The sequence below is a fragment of the Candidatus Binataceae bacterium genome, from assembly GCA_035650475.1.
Lineage (GTDB): Bacteria > Desulfobacterota > Binatia > Binatales > Binataceae > JAKAVN01.
Genome location: DASRHP010000004.1, coordinates 111,119 through 128,841 on the forward strand (window position 1 = coordinate 111,119; position 17,723 = coordinate 128,841).

Sequence of the window (17,723 nt, forward strand, 5' to 3'; positions counted from 1 at the left end):
CGTAAGGAATTGCGATTCGGCCGTTACGGCTCAACGGCTTCGAGTCAGACATAGAGCGAAGCGCGTGCCAGCGCCTGCGCATAAGCTCGGCTGATGCGGAACGTCAATCGCCGGCGCTGTTCAGCGCCGCGATCGCGCGGATTTCTGACGCAATCGGTGGACGTGTCCCGAAACGCCACCGCCATGCGAAGAGCTCACAGCGCAGGCGCCGCCGCGCGGATGCGTCGCGTTTGGCCTTTCGCGAACATGGACGGGACAGGGGAGTTCGTTACGCCTGCCCTGTGGAGATTTGCCGCATCCGCACGAAGCGAGAAGTCAGCGGCGTACTAAATCAGACGAAGGGAGGTAACCCGGTGTGGGCGGTCAGGCCGCCGTCCACGACCAGCGTGGTGCCGGTGACGAACGAAGCCTCGTCGGAGGCCAGGAAGAGCACCGCGTTGGCGATTTCCTCGGGCTCGCCGATTCGCCCGATCGGATTCTGACCGAGTCTGCGCCGGAATCCTTCGACGTCACTGCCGCCGAGCAACTGCGCCACGCGCGTGTTGATCGCGCCCGGGCATACGCAGTTGACGCGAATCCTGTGCTTCGCGTTTTCCAGCGCGGCGGCTCGGGCAAGGTTGATAACCGCGGCCTTGGCTGCGTTGTAGGCCGACATCCCGTAGTCGCCCGCAATCCCCGAAATCGAAGCGGTGTTGACGATCGATCCGCCGCCCTGCTTGCGCATGATCGGGATGCTGTACTTGATGCCGAGGAAGGCGCTGGTCAGCGTGACCGCCACGATCCGGTTCCAGTTCTCCAGCGACATCGTTTCGAGCAGCTCGACCATCCCGAGCCCGGCGTTGTTGAACGTCACGTCGAGCCGTCCCCAGCTCTCGGTCGCAAGCCGGATCGCCGCCTGCACGCCCTCGGGGTCGGAGGCATCCATCTTGAGTGACTTCGCCTGGCCGCCGCTCTTCGCGATCTCGTCGGCGACTGCGGCGGCGCGCGTCCCGCTCAGATCGGCGACCACCACGCGCGCGCCTTCGCGCGCGAAGCGTCGCGCGGTCGCCGCGCCGATTCCCGAGCCGCCGGCGGTGACCACTGCGACCTTGCCTTCCAGTTTGCCTGCCATGTTCTTTTCCCCCCGATTGAGCGTGACGGCGAATCAGCGGCCGCGCGCCGGGTCGCCCGACCATCGCCATGCCACGCTAGTGCGGCTCACCCCGACCAGCACACCGCAAAAGGCGGTCGGATGGATCCACAGGCCGTCGTGCACGCCTTCGCGGCGCGGAGTGAAGCGGCCGCCGCGCGCGCGCAGGCGCTCGGCTATGGCTTCGACGCTGTCGGCCTCGACATAGAACATATACAGCGCGTCACCGCGGCGGCGATGGAACCGGCCCATCGCGGCGTCCTTCGTCGGCTGCGAGATCTCGATCCGGTCCAGGCGCGCCGGCGCGTCAAACATCGTGAGCGTTCCCCTATATCCGAACTCGTCGTGCTCGATCGGAACGTACTTCGACGAATCGAGCCCGAAGATTCGCGCGTAGCGCGCGGCCGCCGCGCTCCAGTCGGCGACCACGTTGGTCACCTCGTAGGTCCATTTGATCGCACCTACCGACACACGCTCCTCGAAGGGGCTCAGAACAACCGGCATCCCGCAAGTTGCCCCCGCGTCGAGGAAGATCTGGTCCGCCGCGCGCGCGAAGCCGACCCGGTTGCGGGCGAGCAGCGCGGCGGCGGCGTTGAGGTCGGCCACCGCGAAACCGGCCGCGTACAGCCCGCCGCCCCATCGCGCGACGAAATCCGCAACCGGCCCGGCGCCGTCGACCTCGAGAAATTCGATCATGCTCGCGCCTGCCCGCACGGCCGTGCGCTGTGCGCCAAGCGGTTCAACCCGGTCGCTGGAGGCGACCTCCGCGCCGAAAACGGCAGCCGCCGTGCGCACCGCTTGGTCGCGGTCGTGGACAACGATCTGTACCCGATCAACCCGTTTCAGCATCTTGCTTCCCGACGGCCGGGCGGATCGCCTCTGATGGGTAAGAGCCGGCCCGTTCCGAGGCGACATCATAGACTCCCACGCCGACCCAGGGAATTGCGCTGGCGGTTGCAGGCGAGCGGGCAAACCGCAGCGGACGCCGAGAAGCGGCGCCCATGGTCCGACTAAAGTTCCGCGCCGGGGTTCCCGAGCGCGTCCTCCGCGAGCCCGCGAGTGATAAGGTCGTAGGCCTCGTCGACCGAATCGGTCCGGTGAAAAAGCCCGACGTCGCCGGGACTGATCGTGCCGTATTTCACCAGCGCGTCGAAGTTCACTACCTCGTTCCAGTATTTCGCTCCGAACAGCACGATCGGCATCCGTTTCTTCATTTTGCGCGTCTGCACCAGCGTCAGCATCTCGAAGAATTCATCGAGCGTGCCGAAGCCGCCGGGAAACAGCACTACTGCCTTGGCCAGATAGACGAACCAGAACTTGCGCATGAAGAAATAGTGGAAATGAATGTGCAACTCCCGGCTCACGTAGGGATTGTCGAACTCGCTGGCGGGGATCGATATGGTCAGCCCGATGTTGAGCCCCTTGGCTTCCGAGGCCCCGCGGTTTGCCGCTTCCATGATGCCGGGGCCGCCGCCGGTGCAGATGACGAAGCGGCGCTCATTATGGTCGAGCTTCTTTGACCAGAGCGTAAGCCGATAGGAGAGCTCGCGTGCCGCCTCGTAGTACGCCGAGAGTTCGAGCGCGACGCGCGCGGCCACGAGATCGCTTCCCGTCCGTTCGGCCGCGGCCAGCGCAGCCTCGGCGGCCTCTCGCGACAGCAAGCGCGCCGATCCCATGAAGACAATCGTGTCCTGCACGCCGTAGCGTTTGAAGCGCGACAGCGGTTCCAGGTATTCGGCCAGGATGCGCAAGGCGCGCGCGTCCTTGCTTTCGAGGAACCGCATGTCTTCGTAAGCCTTGGTCTGGCGATGGTGTGGTTTGGCGTCGTGCGACTTGTCCAAGATTCACCTCTGCGGCAGCGCGGCGCTGAAGCCCAGTTGCGCCTTGCGCCCATTGCACAAGGATCTTATCAAAATCGCTCAGGCTCCTTCGTCGGGTGCGGCTACCCCGGACTCAGGCCCAATAGAGGCTAATCCCGATGCCAGCGCGTCGAGAGCGACGGAGTCGCGCTGGCTGGGTCGCGCCGCCTGCGGCAAGGTCACTTGGCAGGCCAGCATACAACGCGGGCGGGCTTGTAGACGTTACACGGTCTTCCCGTCTTTTGCAGAGAAACCCGCAAAAGCCGCACGCACGATCGCCGTCGCGCTCGGGGCGAAGCGCGCGAACCCGACTGCTCAGAGACGAGGTCCGCCGGAGAGTTGCTAGGGGTGGTCGCCTGCGGCGGTCGGCAACTCCGAACCGTCGATGCTCACAACGCTCGGAGCCGCTGCGGTGGATTCAGGTTCCGGTGCGACGGTTGACTGGCCGGTGGTGCGGCCTTTCGTTATCGCGATCGCCCCGGGCGGCTATGCTCGCCAGATGGCGTCGCCATGCCTGAGAGGCGGCCCCAACGATGACTGCAACGACTGCGATCGACGCTATGCATAGTAGAAGTATGCGAGCACGGCGACGTCGGCGATAGCCGCCCCTTGGCGCCTGCTTGTTCGAGGGCGTCAGGCTGGCCCCGCCAAACGCATCGAGCACAAACTTCACGGCATTCGCAAACCGATCCTCTATGTCATTGCTCTCAGTCAAGAATGGCTTCGGTATAGTCGCTATGCGCGGATGCGCAAGAGATTTATCCGCCGGTCATTTCTCGGTATTGCCGAAGGCGCGCGACAGTTCAACGAAACGGTGTTGCAACGCCTTAGCCGGCTCGAACGCTTTGGTCAGGTTCTTCAACTGATCCTGGAAGGCCGTGGCTGGCTCCATCGCGGCCGCCAATTCGATCAGCCGTTCGTGGAAGGCTGCCGCAACTCGTTCGAATTGGCTGTGGAAAGCACGCATCGGTTCAAAGCGCTCGGCCAGGGCTTCCAGATGTCCGCCCATTCCCTTTATCGGCTCGAAGGCCGCGGCCACGTCCGCAAGATCATCCTGGAAGCTCTTTATCTGCTCGAAGACATCGGCCAATTGGGTTAGCTGGCGAGCCGGCTCGAGTACCTTGGCCAGCCGATCCAGCATCTCGCGCGCCGGCTTAACAGGGTCGAACACCTTGGCCACCGCCTCGTCAGGTATAGAGATCAGCAACGCTTGGTCCAAAGTCTTCCTCCTCTGAACGATATGAAATGCGGGTGCTCGGCTGCCTGGTGAATTCGGCAGTTGCGCAGCAGCCGAATTCGCGAGCGCCCGCCCGTGGGAGCGTCGCCCACCGCTTCGGCAAAGTCAGATCGAGAAGTATCGGAGCTCAAGTATAGCACCGTGACAAATAGAGCAAGTCCCTTGCGTGGCTGGCTAGCGATGTTGGGTCGATCACCGAAGCGGTCTCACCGCGCAGTATCGCCGGAAGCCCGGAGTTTACCTCCAGGCGGAGGTAGATCCTGCTGAGCGCAGCTCATAACGGACTCTACCTATTGGACGTAAACGTTGTCTTAGAGGAAGGCGTGATAGCCATTGAATTTTTGACGCGCGCTTCACGCGTTTTCACGCTCCTTACCTAAAGATTTCAATCAGTTGCCGCGTCTCCTCTGGGCTTGGACCTCAACTTGAGCTAGGAGTGGGCATTGTTTTTCAGACAAACCTCAGACGCGAGGAAAAAAAACAATGCATCCTAGGCTCGAAGAAATTCGGCAGCGTCTGCTCACTCCGCCATCTCCATCCGCGCCGTCCCGCTATAAGGCGCTCGCGCGCCCTGCAGAGGGGATTTCTCCAGTAACGAGCGACGCATCGAGGTCATCGCAGATCGGCTCACCCATCGAAGCGACCAATACCGAGGAGCGGCTCGTCGGAAAGACTGGAGAGCAGATGGCCGGCGCGATACCGGCCTCGTCGGATGGGCTGGCGCAGGCCGTCGGCGAGTTATTCGACCCGGCGCGACAATGCCAGAGGCGCCTCATAGAGATCACGCGGGCATCGAAAGCCATCAGCCAGCTGACCCGTCTGGCGCTCGAGCTTCGCGAGCCACTTGGAAGTTTTCACGACAACATTCGCAGGCTCTCAACGTCTTTCGAATCGATGCGTACGTTCCGCGACGAACTCGGGAGCCTGGCCGAATCCTTCGCCCCGGTCAGGGCGCTCCATCAGCAGGTAGTCCAGATGGCGCATATTGTGCGGGTGCAACTCGCCGACGTGGCAAACGGGCTGGAACCAGCCAAGGCCGTGAAACTGGATATCGCGGAGCTCAGCGCGGCAATCGACTCTCTCAGCGAACTGCAGGCTCGGTTTTATGAATTGTCGGAAGCGTTCGGCGACGGTGCCTCCAGCGTCGCAAATGAAACATCAACAGACGTTCCCGGCCCTGGTACCAGCGTGAAATAGGCGCACATCGCTGCGATTAAACAGCGAACCGGGCGGCCGCCGACGACCTTTCCTTACTAGCTGGGTAACAGCCAGCCGCGCAGCAAGCCATCGTGTCGCAAAGTACACCGGCGAAAGGCGCGAAGGAAGGTTCGAAAGTGCCCCGCACTTCGTCACACTCGTGCTCAGGGAGCCCTGATCAACTCCGACCCATAGCAAGTTCATCGGAGAGATCAAATGCACAGTCTAGCGTATGTTCGCGGGCTCAGATATGGCATCACGGTTCTGTTCGCCCTGGTTCTCTCTGCCATGGCCGTCATTGCACTGGCGGGATACTCGAGTCTGGAAAGCCTTCTGAGAAATAACCAACGATCGTCCCATATCCAGGACATTATCGACCATCTTCATAGCCTTCGGATTCTGCTCAACGAGGCCGAGGCCCGCGAGCATAATTACTTAATACGGGATGATCCGCACGATCTGGAGCGCTTCCGAAGCGCAAGCGCCCAAGCCCGCCGTCAGCTTCATCTACTGGAGGCGCTTATCGGCGATCAAGCTCTCCAGCGGCGGCGCCTGCAAAGCCTCGAGCCGTTGATCGAAGCTAGATTCTCCACCCTCAACGACTCTATCCAGGTTCGAACACAGATGGGTTCTGAAGCGGCGCTCGAAATGCTTCGGTCAAGCGATGGACATCCTTCGGCAGACCAGGTTCTGCCGCGCATAGACGGCTTGATCAGCGATGAGCATTCACTTCTGGCCGAGCGCCAGCCAGAGGAGAGCTTCCCGATAGGCAGGGCCATCCGCACTATTGCCGGCGCAAGTGTCGCCGGGTTTCTGATTTTATCTTTGACCGGTGTGTGCACCTTCCGGGGACTGACAGTACTGCGAAAGCGGGTGGCCGAACTGTCGCAGCGCGACAGGGACCTGCAAGCGCGGGCCAGATTCATGGATGCAGTTCTCGAGAGCATGGACGAAGGCGTAGTGCTTCTGGATTCTGATATGAAAGTGTTTCGCTCCAACGCGGCCGCGGAACAACTGTTGAAGCGGGGCAGATCGCGCCTGCTTGGCGAACTGACGGCCCAGCTTGAACCAGGGTTAACCGAGGGCCCATTGCCATTCCGCTCCCAGGGTCTTCAGATTGCGGCGCATGGAGCTGCGGGGCTTCTGCATACAAAGCTGGACACGAGAAGCCCTGACGATCCAACCCTTACCTCTATAACCGCGAGCGGCACGACGCTGCGCGACGAAACCGGAAGGCTGGACGGAGCGGTGTTGTTGTTCCGCGATATAAGCGAGCAATCCTCGATGAAGAGCCGACTTGAGACGAATGAAGCGGTCCTGATCAGCCTTTTTCACTGTGGACTTGAAGCGGCATTCATCGCTACGCAGGAAGACTCGCTTTGTATCGGTGCTAACGATGGATTTCTGAAATTATGTGGCTATTCGCGGGACGAGATTCTGGGCTGGCCAATTGAGAAAGTGAGCGTGATCGATAATCCTGGCGAGCTCCGACAGGCCGTGGAGCAGGCGCGGCTTGGACAGATTGTGCGCGCTCCAGTTGGTTTTCGCGCCAAATCCGGACGCGCGTTCGACGCCGTCCTTTCCGTTCTCCCGATCGAAATTGATGGAATCGCTTGTCTTCTTTTCATCCTCAGGAGCGTCGAATGGCGGATCCAACCATCCCGGCTCGTACGCGATTTGTTTGGAACATTAGGTAGGCTTGTGAGCTGAAAGGGAGGCACGCCCGGGGATCGCCGAGGACGAGGCAGCAGGCGGCTCAACTGATTGCGATCAGAGAGCGAGAACCTCGTCGATTCTCTCGACGTGGCGGCGGGCTCTGGTTGGCGCCAATCTGACACCAATCGCGAACCCGGGCCAGGTGAGGACGTGCAGGCTCCCTGATTTATTTGGTGAGCCGGCGGAGAGCGTCACCCGGTCGCCCACCCTGCACGAACTTCCCCGATCAGGGTGGATGGCAGCCCTCCTCGCGTTCCACCCCGCGTCGCCATGCCACCGCCGGGTCGGTCAGTTTTACTTCGGCGATCTCGAACGAAGGTGGGTCAACATTCAATCGGCGTTGACGGTATGGACCGTCTCAAGCTGCCGTCAGGTCCTCTGGCGCCCGTTCACGACCGCGTTCAGTTCATCCACGATATCGATTAACTTCATGACCTGCGTGTCGAGGGGACCTTGTTCCTCTGGCGTCACCTCGCCATAGGCTCGCATGTAGCGCGCAGTCGCCTCGGTGAGGTTGATCGACAGGAGAGAAAGCTTGGTTGAAATTCGCCGACGGTTGGATAGAACCTGTGGAGCGAGCGCATAGCGTTCCTTGACTTTGAGAATTTCGTCGCGCAGTTGCCGGACTCGTTCGCGAATCGGCGCCCGTAGCGCATGGGGTACGTCGTCCTCGTAAATCGTCATCGCGAGACGGGGTGGGTCGGCCAGCCCTGCCTCGATGTCGAGGAGTGCATCCTCCAATATCCGCAGGGTGACGGAAAGCCGTCGCAGATGAGATTCCGTCATTGAACACTCTCGCCGACGAGGCGGCGGCCTCAATCGTTCCTGCAGCGCACACTCTCCCTGACCGTCGCGCTTGGATCGTGCTCCGCAATGTCAAGGGCAATTTTTCTCCAAGCGCCGCCGGCCCTTGCGAGGGCTTCGATTGCGCGTGCTCTAACCGAGAAGGACTTGTGATGAGCAGCGTGAGCCAACGCGGCCAGGCTCTCTTCGTTCCGGATCTTCCCCAACGCAATGGCAGCTTCCTCGACAAGAAATGGATCGTCCTCGTGGTCCGCGAGTTCGGCCAGGTCTCGGACCGCCTCCGCTACGCGCTTCTCGCCGAGCACGAAGATGGCGCGGCGTCGCGTCTCGGCAAGCGGGTGTTTGAGCGCTTTTCTGAGCTTTGCAGGGTAGTCGCGGCCGTCGAGTTGTTGTTCGACGCCGCATCGTGGGCACGCACGATCGTCGCTCGCAAGCTCGGCAAAGCAATTGACGCAGTAGAAAGTCATATCGCGCGGAAAAGCACTAGCGAACCTATCGCACTCATAGCGGCTCCATATCCGAAGGCGGCCTCCGCCGACACGCGGCTCCATAGAAGCCCTACCACGATGCTTGACACCAAATCACCAACGCCGTTAGTGCCAGCCAGAAGGCCAAAACCCGCGCCGCGCACGTCTGCGGGCAACAGATCAGTGGCTACCGCGGACTCCAGGGTCTCCTCGGCGGCCAACACAATTCCTTCAAGGACAAAAAGCACCACGAGTGGCGTGAGGCTTCGTGGTCCGAGCGCGAACCCGACCGTAGCAACCGTATCGATGACGTAGGACACCGCGAGCAGGTAGCGCCGTTGATAGCGGTCGCCCAGTGCGCCGATGGGATACGAGAACAGGGCGTGAGTGACGTTGTGGACGACGTAGAGTGCGATCGCTGCGCTCATCGCCTTGGACGTCGAACCCATCAAGTCGGCGGCACGAAGCACCAACATACTGTGAGCGAAGTCGCCAGCGCCGAAGATTCCAACGGCGACCAGGAAGCGGCGATAGGTTGGAGGCGCGGCAGCTCGCCAACCGGGGAATTGCGGGTGGATATCGCGGCGGCGGTCAGGCGGTTCGCGAACCAGAAAGAAGAACGCGGCTGCAGAGAGCGCTCCGGGAAGCAGACTGAGCAGGAAGATCCGCCGAAACCCGAGTCGATGGAGCAAGAACATTGCGACAAGTGGACCGAGGATAGCGCCCAGAGTGTCGGCTGACCGATGAAACCCGAAAGCCGTTCCCACTCTAGTCATGGGAACCGAGTCCACCAGCAGGTTGTCGCGGCAAGGCCCGCGCGCACCGCGCGCCATCCAACCGATGGTGCGCGAGATGAGCAGCCCAAACCACGACTGCGCCAGCGCAAAGGAGCCGGTGGCCAGACCAGTGATCAGATAGCCCAGGCTGGCTACCTTATGCCGCAATCCTTTGTAATCCGCGATTCTGCCGCTGCCGACTTTCGCAAAGGTGGAAGCGCCATCGGAGGCGCCTTCGATGATTCCAAGAGCGGCGGGCGAGGCGCCGATCGCCGCAATAAACAGAGGCAAAATCGCGGTCGCCATCTCATGACCGAGATCAGAGAGCAAACTCGCCAAACACATGCCCGCGACGTTGCGATTAAGCCAAGTCGTAAGAGGAGCAGCTTCCTCGGGCTCCTTTAATACTGGCTCAGATCGTCTATCCATTCTCAGCTGCCTTGTGGTTCGTCTGAGCGTCATTCGGATGGATCCTCGTCATACCCGATCCTCGCGTGCGGGCAACACCAACAGCATGTCGCCGACCAATTTTCTGAGCGCAGTCTGTGGCGCATCCCGTTCATCCGCGGTCATGAGGCCCCGACGGATGGCGTCATGCTTGAGCGCGTGCCGGCGCATAGCATCCGCCAGGCGCGCAAGAGCGCGCGCCGAGGCGGTCGCGAGCAAACGGGCTTCTGCCAAGTGCGCGCTGCTTCGCAGAGCCAGCTTCAGATGCGGCAGGCAAAGAGTGGGAGTCTCGCCCCTGCCAAGTGTTGCGAAAATGTCTTCAATGGTCTCTTTAGCGGCAAGGTGTGCAACCGAGCACACTACGCAATTCAGGGACGATGGGGCGAGGGCCTGAATTTCCTCTGCGAGCGCATCAAGCGAGCGCGATCTGCGCGCGGCGAGCTCGAGTCTCTCGGCACGCGTACAAAGCAGGGGCGGATAGGCACGCGAGATTGCGACTGGAGAGGTCAAGCTTGAATAGATCCAGGTATGTGCGGGGCAAAAACCTCCGGCCTCGGCGTGCGCCCGCTGAGACCTTGATTCGACGCTCAGTTCGTATTGGAGCTTGCCCAGATGATCGAAGACAGCCCGTACCACCGCGCGGCAGACCGGGCACACGCAGAGCGCGCCAGCCTTTGCGATGGCCGAGTGATCACGGTCACCGTCTTCAGGCGCGGATGCCAGGGTTGTCTGGTTACTGTCGAAGCAGCGTCGTGCCGCCTGCGCGCGGTCCAGCAGTTGACCGAAGATCTTGCGATTCTTTGGCGCTTCTTCATCGCTGAGCGATTTTCTGATTCGGACGGCTTGGTGAGTGATGGCCTCTTCAGTCTCTCGGCAAGCCGCTTCCACCTGATTGCCGATTGCTTCTCGCAGCATCGCCTCGAAACTGGAGCGGTACTGCGCGAGCAACTGGTCCAGCGCTTTGCCGAACTGTGGTTCCGCAGTAGCGGACAACCAGCGCCGGGGCAGGAAATGGCTCCATCGGTTCAGAGCGGCACGCCACTCGATCAGCGCCACCTCGGCGACTTCCAGTCTGCGCCGGTGCTGGTCGGGCTTCTCGACGCTCGAAGCAGGTGCGTGGGTTTCCAGTTCATTGCGGCCGGTAGCTCTGGCGAGAAGCTGCTCAGGCAGCTCGGTCAGCTGCCTGAGGATAGGAGCTGCGCAGCCTTCCCAGTGCTCGTTCAGCGCGGCCTCGTAAAGTGGCAACTCATGCGACAGGGTTTGTTGGCAAAATTCAGAAACCCCGCGTGCGAATGCGTCGAATCCGTCGGGTTCCGCAAACGCCTTGCGCGAGAGCAGATCGGGCAGAAAGGTTCGAATTGCGACTTGCCTTAGCTTCTCGAACGATGCCCTCAAACGAGGCTGGAGCTCATGCATGACTTCAACCGCATGAGCCTCGAGACGGTTGCGAAGCTGTTCGAGCTGCTGAAGCAGAGCCGCATGCTCGGCTTCGATTTGTCGAGCAAGCGAGGACGTCCGATCGGGCGAGTGACTGACAGAGGTGGCGATTTCGGCGTGGGCAGCTTCGCGTCGCAAAAGCTCTATCAGCCGCTCTGCGACGCGGATGCCCAACTGCCGAGTTTTGCCCTCAGCGATGAACTGCGCCAGCGCGGCTTCGAGCTCGGTCAGGCCCGATTGAGCCAGAGCTTCGGAATCACGGGCCAGCTTCGACGCAAGCGCGTGCTTAGCGGAGACGGCAAACAAGGTATATGTGCCGACGCCCAGAACACGATCGAGCTGCTCGCGGACGAACTTCGTGACCTCGCTGCGCTCCGCGTCTGAAACTAGATCCAGCTTGTTCAGGACGACGAAAACGATCCCGACAGTGGACCGAACACGCTGAAGAAACTCAATGTCCGCTTCGCCGAGCGCGGAATCAAAACTGGACACGAAGATGGCCGCATCGATCTGCGGCACAAAGCTTTGGGTTGTTTGCGTGTTGGCAAAAACCGGAGAGCCAACACCGGGTGTGTCCACAAAGTGGAGGCCGTGCCGGAGCATCTCGGCGGGCAACTGAATTTCGGCCACCGTGACCCGCCGCCGGTTTCCCGGATTGCCGCGCTCGGTCACGTATTCCTCGAGTTGATCGAGATGGATCTCCTGAGGAAGCGACCACCCCTGACATCTGACGAGAACCCGCTCGTGCGGCCCGTAGCAGACGGTGGTGATTACGGACGTGTGGGGCAAAATGCCGGTCGGCAGAGCGTTGAATCCGAGGATCGCGTTCATCAGAGTGCTCTTGCCCCGGCTAAACGGGCCAACGACGGCCAAGTTAAAGTGGTCCTCGACCAACCGCGCGAGCAGCTGCTGGAAGGCGCACTCGCCCGCCTCGTTCTTGAGCTTGGCGCATTGGAGCATGCCGGCCTGCGCGATAGCCGCGACTTCCAGCTTGAGATTGTCGTAGCGCCGGATGGCGCCCGCGGTCGCACTCACGATTGGTACCGCTGTCTCCATCTGGTTGAGGGTCAATGACCCCGAGCCGAAGAGCCGCTCCTTTTTATCCTTTCGAGTGAGCGGCGAAATTGCAGCTGCGAGCTATCCACGAGATGGCCGCCTGGCGGCTGTCCGAGCGCTCGATCCACGAATTCCCGCGCGACCGCCAGGTGCTCTATGAGGCAGTCCTCTATTTCCTTGCGAAGCGGCCATGGAGCTCTCCGCAGAAGATCGACCAGGCGCTTTGCGCATGCGCGTCCTGGTTGTTCACAGTCAGCGGCAATGGCGATCCTGCATGCCAGAGCCGCAATCTCGTCGTCAGGGTCATGCGCGAGGCGAGCGATGCGGTTGCGAGCGTCGCCCGTGACCGGCATCTCCAACAGCAAGCGCAGCGCGCGCCGGCGGCGTCGGACACTCGACGGCATCTCACGTCCACTCGGACCCACCGTGACCCGCAACGCGATCTCGATCAGCGAGGGCACGGCTTGGTCCGGGTTCGATCTCAGCGCGTCTTGCGCAGCCGTGGCAGCGCAGTCGTCCGCCAGCGCGTCAATAAGGATCGGAATCGTCTCAGGGCGCTTGAACCGCCCCAGAGTTTCTATAACTCCAGGGATTGGATGCTCACGAGCGACAGCGCACAAGATGGAGAGGGCCTGCTCGTCAAGCGTCGCTCCCAAGCTTCGCGCCGTCGCGCTCAAAACGGCCTCGTCGCCAAGGCGCTCGATCGGATCGACTGCCGGCCGCCACGTTGCGACGAAGTCTTTGAGGACATTGGTTGCGTTCAGCGCCCCAAGGGCGCGAACCGCTCGAACACGCGGCTCGAAAATTCCGGCACGGTCTCTTTCGAACAAGACTTCGCGCAGGACCGGTATGGCGTCGGTGCCGATCCCGATTGATTCGATGACGGCGAGGTCGCCGTCATGCAGAGAGCGCAGCCGTCGGGCGACCCGCGCGAGTTTATCGTCGCGCTCGGCGCGGATTCGAGAAATCATCGGACCTTTCCGGTGCGCAAAACCTCAACCAGATCGTGCTTCACTTGGTCGGGCAATTGCAGCGAAAGAATTTTGTGTACAGTGGCTTCGACTGGATAGTCATATGCCTTAAGCTCGAAATGGTCGTCCCGCCAGACCGCATAGCGGGCGAGCGCGTCGCCGGCCTTCGACTGGCCCAGACTCCCAGGATTGGCCACGAGGCGCGAGCCAACTGTTCGAATGAAAGGCCAGTGCGTGTGACCTGCCAGGATAACATCGGCGCGGGAGCTGGCGTCCTCTTCACGCTCCCATAACGGCGAGTCTGGCGCGCGGTACTCAAAGAGCAGATCAGAAGGAGTCGCGTGGCAGAGAAAAAATGTGCGGCCGTCCACAATGCGGCGGGCGTACGTCGGCAATTCGCGCAGAAACTGTTTGTCGGAGGCATTCAGCACGGAACGCGTGTACTCGCTAGTCGCCTCGGCCATCGCGCGGAACCGAGGAGAGCAGCGACAATCGGCCCCGAGCGCAATGGCGTTGTCGTGGTTTCCTCTAACCACGACCGCCGCACGCGAGCGCACAAACTCAATCGCCGCGGCAGGGTCGGGCCCGTAATTGACGAGGTCGCCGAGCACCCATAGTTCGTCATAATCAGTCGGCAATGCCGAAAGCGCCTCGATATTCGCATGCAAGTCGGAGATAACGCAGATGCGCATGAGAACCGGCCATCCTTTTTCAGCACCGCTTCGAAGACTTCGGAGAGTCGGATTTCTTCGCCGCAGCGAGGAGTTGCTCGCGGTCACGCTCAAGGTCCCGCCGGGTGGCTTCGTTCGCCACATGGGCGAGCTTGAGTCTCCGGTTCTCCTCGGAAAGCAACGCGTTGCGATAACGGAGACTTGCCAACTCGCTTTCGAGCGCGCCCAAATGCTTGAGCAACCGTTTCTCTTCCCACTGCTCGAATTCAGCCCTCTCCGAGGTCGCGGCGCCACTCTCCCTATCCAGCTGCCCCTGGAGAGCCGGCGTCCGCTTCGGAGGCTGGGCCAGATAGGTGAGAGCGTGCTCGATCAGCGGTTCCAGCCCTTCGCTATTGCGCAGTTCGGCCTGCGCAAGACTATCGCGCAGCAGGCGAGCCTTTGCTCTTTGGACTTCGGCAAAATTGATCGCGTCACGCGTGTCCGCTACAGCATCCGCGTGACGCCGACAGAAGAGGGGCGCGGACTCGAGCGCCTTGCGGAAACGCATCGAGCCGTCGAGCCGGCGGATCGAGCGCACCAGGGATGACGCGATTTTCGCCGATTTGATGCATATCTCACAGGCTGGGCCCTGCGTAAGCGATGCTTCGAGCGCTTGCCGTGCGCAGCGCGCCCGGTCGGCGGAGTCCGTAACGGCGTGGAGAAAAATATCGAGATGGGTCCCGCAGAGGGCGGGCACGCGTGCATACTTTGCGTGGACACTCTCGATTTGCTGCCGCTCGTACCGGGCAAGGACCCCGCACAGCGGGCAGACGGTACCGTCGAGCTGCCTCAGTAACTCTCGGAAGCTGCCTCTCAGACGCTCAAGCACTTGCCCTCTCCGATCGTCAATCGTTTGAGAGCGGTGCCGAGACCCCGGCCCTCGGAGGTTCACTCCCGCCTCGGGTCTCAAGCCGCTGCAGGAGTCATTGGCCAGGTGGCGGTTATCGGCGGACTCCACCGCCTTGTGCTTTTACGCTAGGACTCCCTTCTCTGGCGGTCAAGCACCTAAGAAAACCTGGCGACGAGCAGTGCCGCGATAAGCGCGCCCAGCCCGTAGAAGACATACGCATTGAGGACACCGTGGTGCATCCGAGCAAACCCATTTGCCACCCACAACGCGGCGTCGGAGATCGGGTTGAGCAGGAGGCGGTCAAGAACGTGGTTCTCGCCTCGAGTTCGACGGATCACTGCGCGGAAGTGCTTGCCCACGGTCTCACGGGTGTCTTCGACCGTGGTCGGCCGGAAGACGGCTTCGAAGATTACCCGGACCGGATTGGAAAAACCTGTGCCTGTGTACGTCATCTCGGGCAGCAGACGGCGTATGCCTCCATCCCAAACCGCGCGCCGCTCGACTGCCCGGCCGCGGACGACGATCAGCCGGAAAACGACGAACACGCCGAGCAGCATCAAGGGCAAGACCGCCGCCATGTAGGAGGTGGACATCGCGAAGACCACCGGATTGTTCGCGCCGCCGCGATGCATGACGACCAACCCGCGTCCAGGGAGAACACTCTGTCCAAGTTGCGCGCCCAGAGTATGAAAGTCCGCGACGAAGGAAGCGGGGAGCTCGCGGTGATGGGGGTTCCCAACGAAGAACGGTGGGATGAGGGCGTCGGCGGCACGCGCCTGCTGAGCAAGCGGGCCGATCGCGCCATCAAGTACGGGAATAACGTAGGTGGGCGCGACTCCCAGCACGAAGCAAAGCACCCCGAGAAAAGCCATCGGCAGGATCGCCGATGAATTAGCCCGGCGCGCGTTGCCCGCCGACTCAGAGCGCGGCATCCCGAGGAAGCTCATCGCGAATGCTTTCACGAAACAGGTCACCGCAAGTGCGGCAGTCAGGGCTAGAATCGCACCACAGATTGCAAACACGATCTTGATGCCGGTCGATGCCATGCCTGCGCTTAGCAGCATCGTCTGCAGGGTCAGCCATTCGCTGACGAAGCCATTGAAAGGCGGCAGCGCCGCGATCGAGAGTGCTCCAATGAGAAAAAACCCTGCAGTCAGAGGCATCGCTTTTATCAAGCCGCCCAATCGGTCGATGTTCCGAGTGCCGACGTTCGAATCGACCGCCCCCGTCGCGACAAACAAGAGGCTCTTGTAAATCGAGTGGTTCAGCATGTGATAGAAAGCCGCGGCGAACGCGATGGCCGCGATGGACGGGTGGCCCGATCCCACGAACACGAATCCCGCGCCCAGAGCCGTTGCGATGATGCCGGCGTTCTCGATCGAACTATGGGCAAGCAGAGTTTTCAGATCGCTTTGCGTGGTCGCGTAGAGGATACCTAGCAGCGCTGTCACACTGCCGATAATGAGCACGACCAGACCCGGCCCCGGAGCGGTGACTCGCAGCAAATCGCCGTCGAGCCTGACGATCCCATACAAGCCCAGATTAAGTGTGGCGCCGGCGAGTACCGGCACGAATGGAAGCGGCGCCGACGTATAGGCTCGCGGCAGCCAGAAGTTCACCGGGATAAGGCCCGCTTTGACGCTAAAACCGATGAACGCAAGCAGGAAAACCGCCCATCGCGCTCCATCTCCGAGGCTGCCTCCGGCTGCTTTCAACGCCGCGAATTCGAGCGAGCCGTTCGCAGCGAGCACGATGAAGGCGAATGCGATGAGCAGCGTTCCGGCCTCTCCGATCGCGAACATCACGTAGGCCGAGCGCGCGTGCTCTTCGACTTCATGCTCGTAGCCGACGATCAGGTACAGGAGGATCGACATCAACTCCCAGAGCATCAGAAAGGATACGACGTCGGCTGATAGCGGGATCAGTATTAAGGTCGCGAAAAGGCTGAAGTATGAAACGCAGAAAGCCCGCAAGCTGTAACGATTGAGATAAGCGTCAAGGTGTCCCGACGCGAAGATCGAGGCCGGTAAGAGAACCAATCCCGAAACAAAAAGGAATAGTGCAGACAGTTTGTCGAGCTCGAGCGTTAGCGTAACCAGCGGTGGAATCGTCCACAGTGTCGCCCGGAAAGCTGCGCCGCCGAACAGTGCAGCGCCGCTGAAGAAGAGCAAACCACCGGAAATCGCGACTCCGAGAATGCCCAGCAGCGACGGGATGCGCCGTTCGTTGATGATTAGCGGCAAGACCACGCCCACGCCGCACAGTGCCAGGGAGATGACCAACAGCAACTGCATAGCCATCAGCTCGCTCCGTTCTCCGTGTCGCGCAGTGCGCGACGGAGCGAGCCGGGCGGTTTTCGGCCGACCGCCACCAACAACCCGTGCAGAATTGCAAGCGGGGGCGGGGGATTGCCCGCCACCTCAACATCGACTGGAAGCAGGTCTTTCACGCCCCCCGCGCATGCGAAAGTGCGACCAAAGACCCCGCCGGAAAGGGCGCAGGTTCCCACGGCGATCACGCGTTTGGGCCCCGGCATCGCGTCGTAGGCTTTACGCAGCGGGACGCGCATGTGCTCTGTCAATGCCCCAACAACCAGGAGCAGGTCTGCATGACGCGGCGTTGGAGTGAAAAAAAAGCCCAGGCGATGCATGTTGTAATACGGATTGTTCAGTTGCTTGACTTCATTGAGACAGGCTCCGCAGTCGCCTGCATCAACGACGAGTATGTGGGCGGACCGGCTAAAGGCCGGACCCAGGCGCGATACATGGCTATTGCCGTTCCCTGGAGCAGCTGCGCACTCGTAGTTGTAGTCCCAGTTCATCGGCCAGTCTGTGTCGCGCGCACATCTGAAGCAATTGACACAGCGGCGCAGATCGACATTCACCCCGCCGTGAGCCGCGTCGAGAGCGCCAGTCGGGCAGAGTGCGGCTATCGCCTGCGCGCGGTCAGCGGGTAGTGGCGTCGCGCCGGGCAGGCCAGGGGCCGTTCCCGGCGCAATCTCTTTGACGCGAGGGTAGCGAGTGCTTTTGATGCCAGTCCGTAGACCGCTGATTACCCACTGGCTCAT

The 17,723-nt window shown here is 61.5% G+C and carries 15 protein-coding genes and 1 riboswitch; of the genes, 2 read left to right on the forward strand and 13 right to left on the reverse strand.

Going from position 1 to position 17,723, the window contains the following annotated elements:
- Nucleotides 1–331: 331 nt before the first annotated feature.
- From VFB33_01430 to VFB33_01445, 4 genes are all read right to left on the reverse strand, one after another.
- Nucleotides 332–1,111, reverse strand: a complete 780-nt coding sequence (locus VFB33_01430) for an SDR family NAD(P)-dependent oxidoreductase (GenBank protein HZO80330.1) — start codon at nucleotides 1,109–1,111, stop codon at nucleotides 332–334.
- A gap of 33 nt (nucleotides 1,112–1,144) precedes the next feature.
- Nucleotides 1,145–1,978, reverse strand: a complete 834-nt coding sequence (locus VFB33_01435; GenBank protein HZO80331.1) for a VOC family protein — start codon at nucleotides 1,976–1,978, stop codon at nucleotides 1,145–1,147.
- 161 nt (nucleotides 1,979–2,139) lie between these two features.
- Nucleotides 2,140–2,970, reverse strand: coding sequence for an LOG family protein (locus tag VFB33_01440; protein HZO80332.1), 831 nt, complete (start codon nucleotides 2,968–2,970; stop codon nucleotides 2,140–2,142).
- A gap of 787 nt (nucleotides 2,971–3,757) precedes the next feature.
- Nucleotides 3,758–4,207 carry a hypothetical protein gene (locus VFB33_01445; GenBank protein HZO80333.1) on the reverse strand — a complete coding sequence of 150 codons (450 nt, stop codon included), beginning with the start codon at nucleotides 4,205–4,207 and terminating at the stop codon, nucleotides 3,758–3,760.
- Between the two features lie 501 nt (nucleotides 4,208–4,708).
- Between VFB33_01445 and VFB33_01450 the strand changes: the two genes are divergently transcribed.
- Together VFB33_01450 and VFB33_01455 are read left to right on the forward strand one after the other, a co-directional pair.
- Entirely contained in the window at nucleotides 4,709–5,422 is a 714-nt protein-coding gene (locus VFB33_01450; GenBank protein ID HZO80334.1) for a hypothetical protein, read from the forward strand.
- A gap of 216 nt (nucleotides 5,423–5,638) precedes the next feature.
- The gene (locus VFB33_01455) at nucleotides 5,639–7,132 is read left to right on the forward strand and encodes a CHASE3 domain-containing protein (protein HZO80335.1); all 1,494 of its coding nucleotides are present in this window, start codon (nucleotides 5,639–5,641) and stop codon (nucleotides 7,130–7,132) included.
- Nucleotides 7,133–7,507: 375 nt separating this feature from the next.
- Here the strand turns inward: VFB33_01455 and VFB33_01460 are convergent, their stop codons facing one another.
- From VFB33_01460 to VFB33_01500, 9 genes are all read right to left on the reverse strand, one after another.
- Nucleotides 7,508–7,924, reverse strand: a complete 417-nt coding sequence (locus VFB33_01460; GenBank protein HZO80336.1) for a hypothetical protein — start codon at nucleotides 7,922–7,924, stop codon at nucleotides 7,508–7,510.
- 29 nt (nucleotides 7,925–7,953) lie between these two features.
- Nucleotides 7,954–8,409, reverse strand: coding sequence for a HEAT repeat domain-containing protein (locus VFB33_01465; GenBank protein ID HZO80337.1), 456 nt, complete (start codon nucleotides 8,407–8,409; stop codon nucleotides 7,954–7,956).
- Nucleotides 8,406–9,647 carry an MFS transporter gene (locus VFB33_01470; GenBank protein ID HZO80338.1) on the reverse strand — a complete coding sequence of 414 codons (1,242 nt, stop codon included), beginning with the start codon at nucleotides 9,645–9,647 and terminating at the stop codon, nucleotides 8,406–8,408. The genes VFB33_01465 and VFB33_01470 overlap by 4 nt, the downstream gene beginning before the upstream one ends.
- Before the next feature lie 15 nt (nucleotides 9,648–9,662).
- On the reverse strand, nucleotides 9,663–12,104 hold the full coding sequence (locus VFB33_01475) for a dynamin family protein (protein HZO80339.1): 2,442 nt from the start codon (nucleotides 12,102–12,104) through the stop codon (nucleotides 9,663–9,665).
- Nucleotides 12,105–12,136: 32 nt separating this feature from the next.
- Nucleotides 12,137–13,096, reverse strand: coding sequence for a HEAT repeat domain-containing protein (locus tag VFB33_01480; protein HZO80340.1), 960 nt, complete (start codon nucleotides 13,094–13,096; stop codon nucleotides 12,137–12,139).
- Nucleotides 13,093–13,788: a metallophosphoesterase family protein gene (locus VFB33_01485; GenBank protein HZO80341.1), complete on the reverse strand. Its 696-nt coding sequence runs from the start codon at nucleotides 13,786–13,788 to the stop codon at nucleotides 13,093–13,095. Before VFB33_01485 ends, VFB33_01480 begins: the two co-directional genes overlap by 4 nt.
- 19 nt (nucleotides 13,789–13,807) lie before the next feature.
- Nucleotides 13,808–14,635, reverse strand: coding sequence for a hypothetical protein (locus VFB33_01490; protein ID HZO80342.1), 828 nt, complete (start codon nucleotides 14,633–14,635; stop codon nucleotides 13,808–13,810).
- An 81-nt stretch (nucleotides 14,636–14,716) separates the two neighbouring features.
- Nucleotides 14,717–14,777: riboswitch (Fluoride riboswitch) on the reverse strand.
- 34 nt (nucleotides 14,778–14,811) lie between these two features.
- A complete protein-coding gene (locus tag VFB33_01495) occupies nucleotides 14,812–16,956 on the reverse strand; it encodes a proton-conducting transporter membrane subunit (GenBank protein HZO80343.1) in 2,145 nt (714 codons plus the stop codon).
- The gene (locus VFB33_01500; protein HZO80344.1) at nucleotides 16,956–17,723 is read right to left on the reverse strand and encodes a hypothetical protein; all 768 of its coding nucleotides are present in this window, start codon (nucleotides 17,721–17,723) and stop codon (nucleotides 16,956–16,958) included. The genes VFB33_01495 and VFB33_01500 overlap by 1 nt, the downstream gene beginning before the upstream one ends.

Coding starts and splice junctions, on each gene's coding strand:
- VFB33_01455 (HZO80335.1), top strand. CDS start 5,639: ATGCACAGTCTAGCGTATGTTCGCGGGCTCAGATATGGCATCACGGTT.
- VFB33_01480 (HZO80340.1), bottom strand. CDS start 13,096: ATGATTTCTCGAATCCGCGCCGAGCGCGACGATAAACTCGCGCGGGTC.
- VFB33_01495 (HZO80343.1), bottom strand. CDS start 16,956: ATGGCTATGCAGTTGCTGTTGGTCATCTCCCTGGCACTGTGCGGCGTG.
- VFB33_01435 (HZO80331.1), bottom strand. CDS start 1,978: ATGCTGAAACGGGTTGATCGGGTACAGATCGTTGTCCACGACCGCGAC.
- VFB33_01430 (HZO80330.1), bottom strand. CDS start 1,111: ATGGCAGGCAAACTGGAAGGCAAGGTCGCAGTGGTCACCGCCGGCGGC.
- VFB33_01460 (HZO80336.1), bottom strand. CDS start 7,924: ATGACGGAATCTCATCTGCGACGGCTTTCCGTCACCCTGCGGATATTG.
- VFB33_01500 (HZO80344.1), bottom strand. CDS start 17,723: ATGAGCCAGTGGGTAATCAGCGGTCTACGGACTGGCATCAAAAGCACT.
- VFB33_01485 (HZO80341.1), bottom strand. CDS start 13,788: ATGCGCATCTGCGTTATCTCCGACTTGCATGCGAATATCGAGGCGCTT.
- VFB33_01470 (HZO80338.1), bottom strand. CDS start 9,647: ATGACGCTCAGACGAACCACAAGGCAGCTGAGAATGGATAGACGATCT.
- VFB33_01465 (HZO80337.1), bottom strand. CDS start 8,409: ATGACTTTCTACTGCGTCAATTGCTTTGCCGAGCTTGCGAGCGACGAT.
- VFB33_01450 (HZO80334.1), top strand. CDS start 4,709: ATGCATCCTAGGCTCGAAGAAATTCGGCAGCGTCTGCTCACTCCGCCA.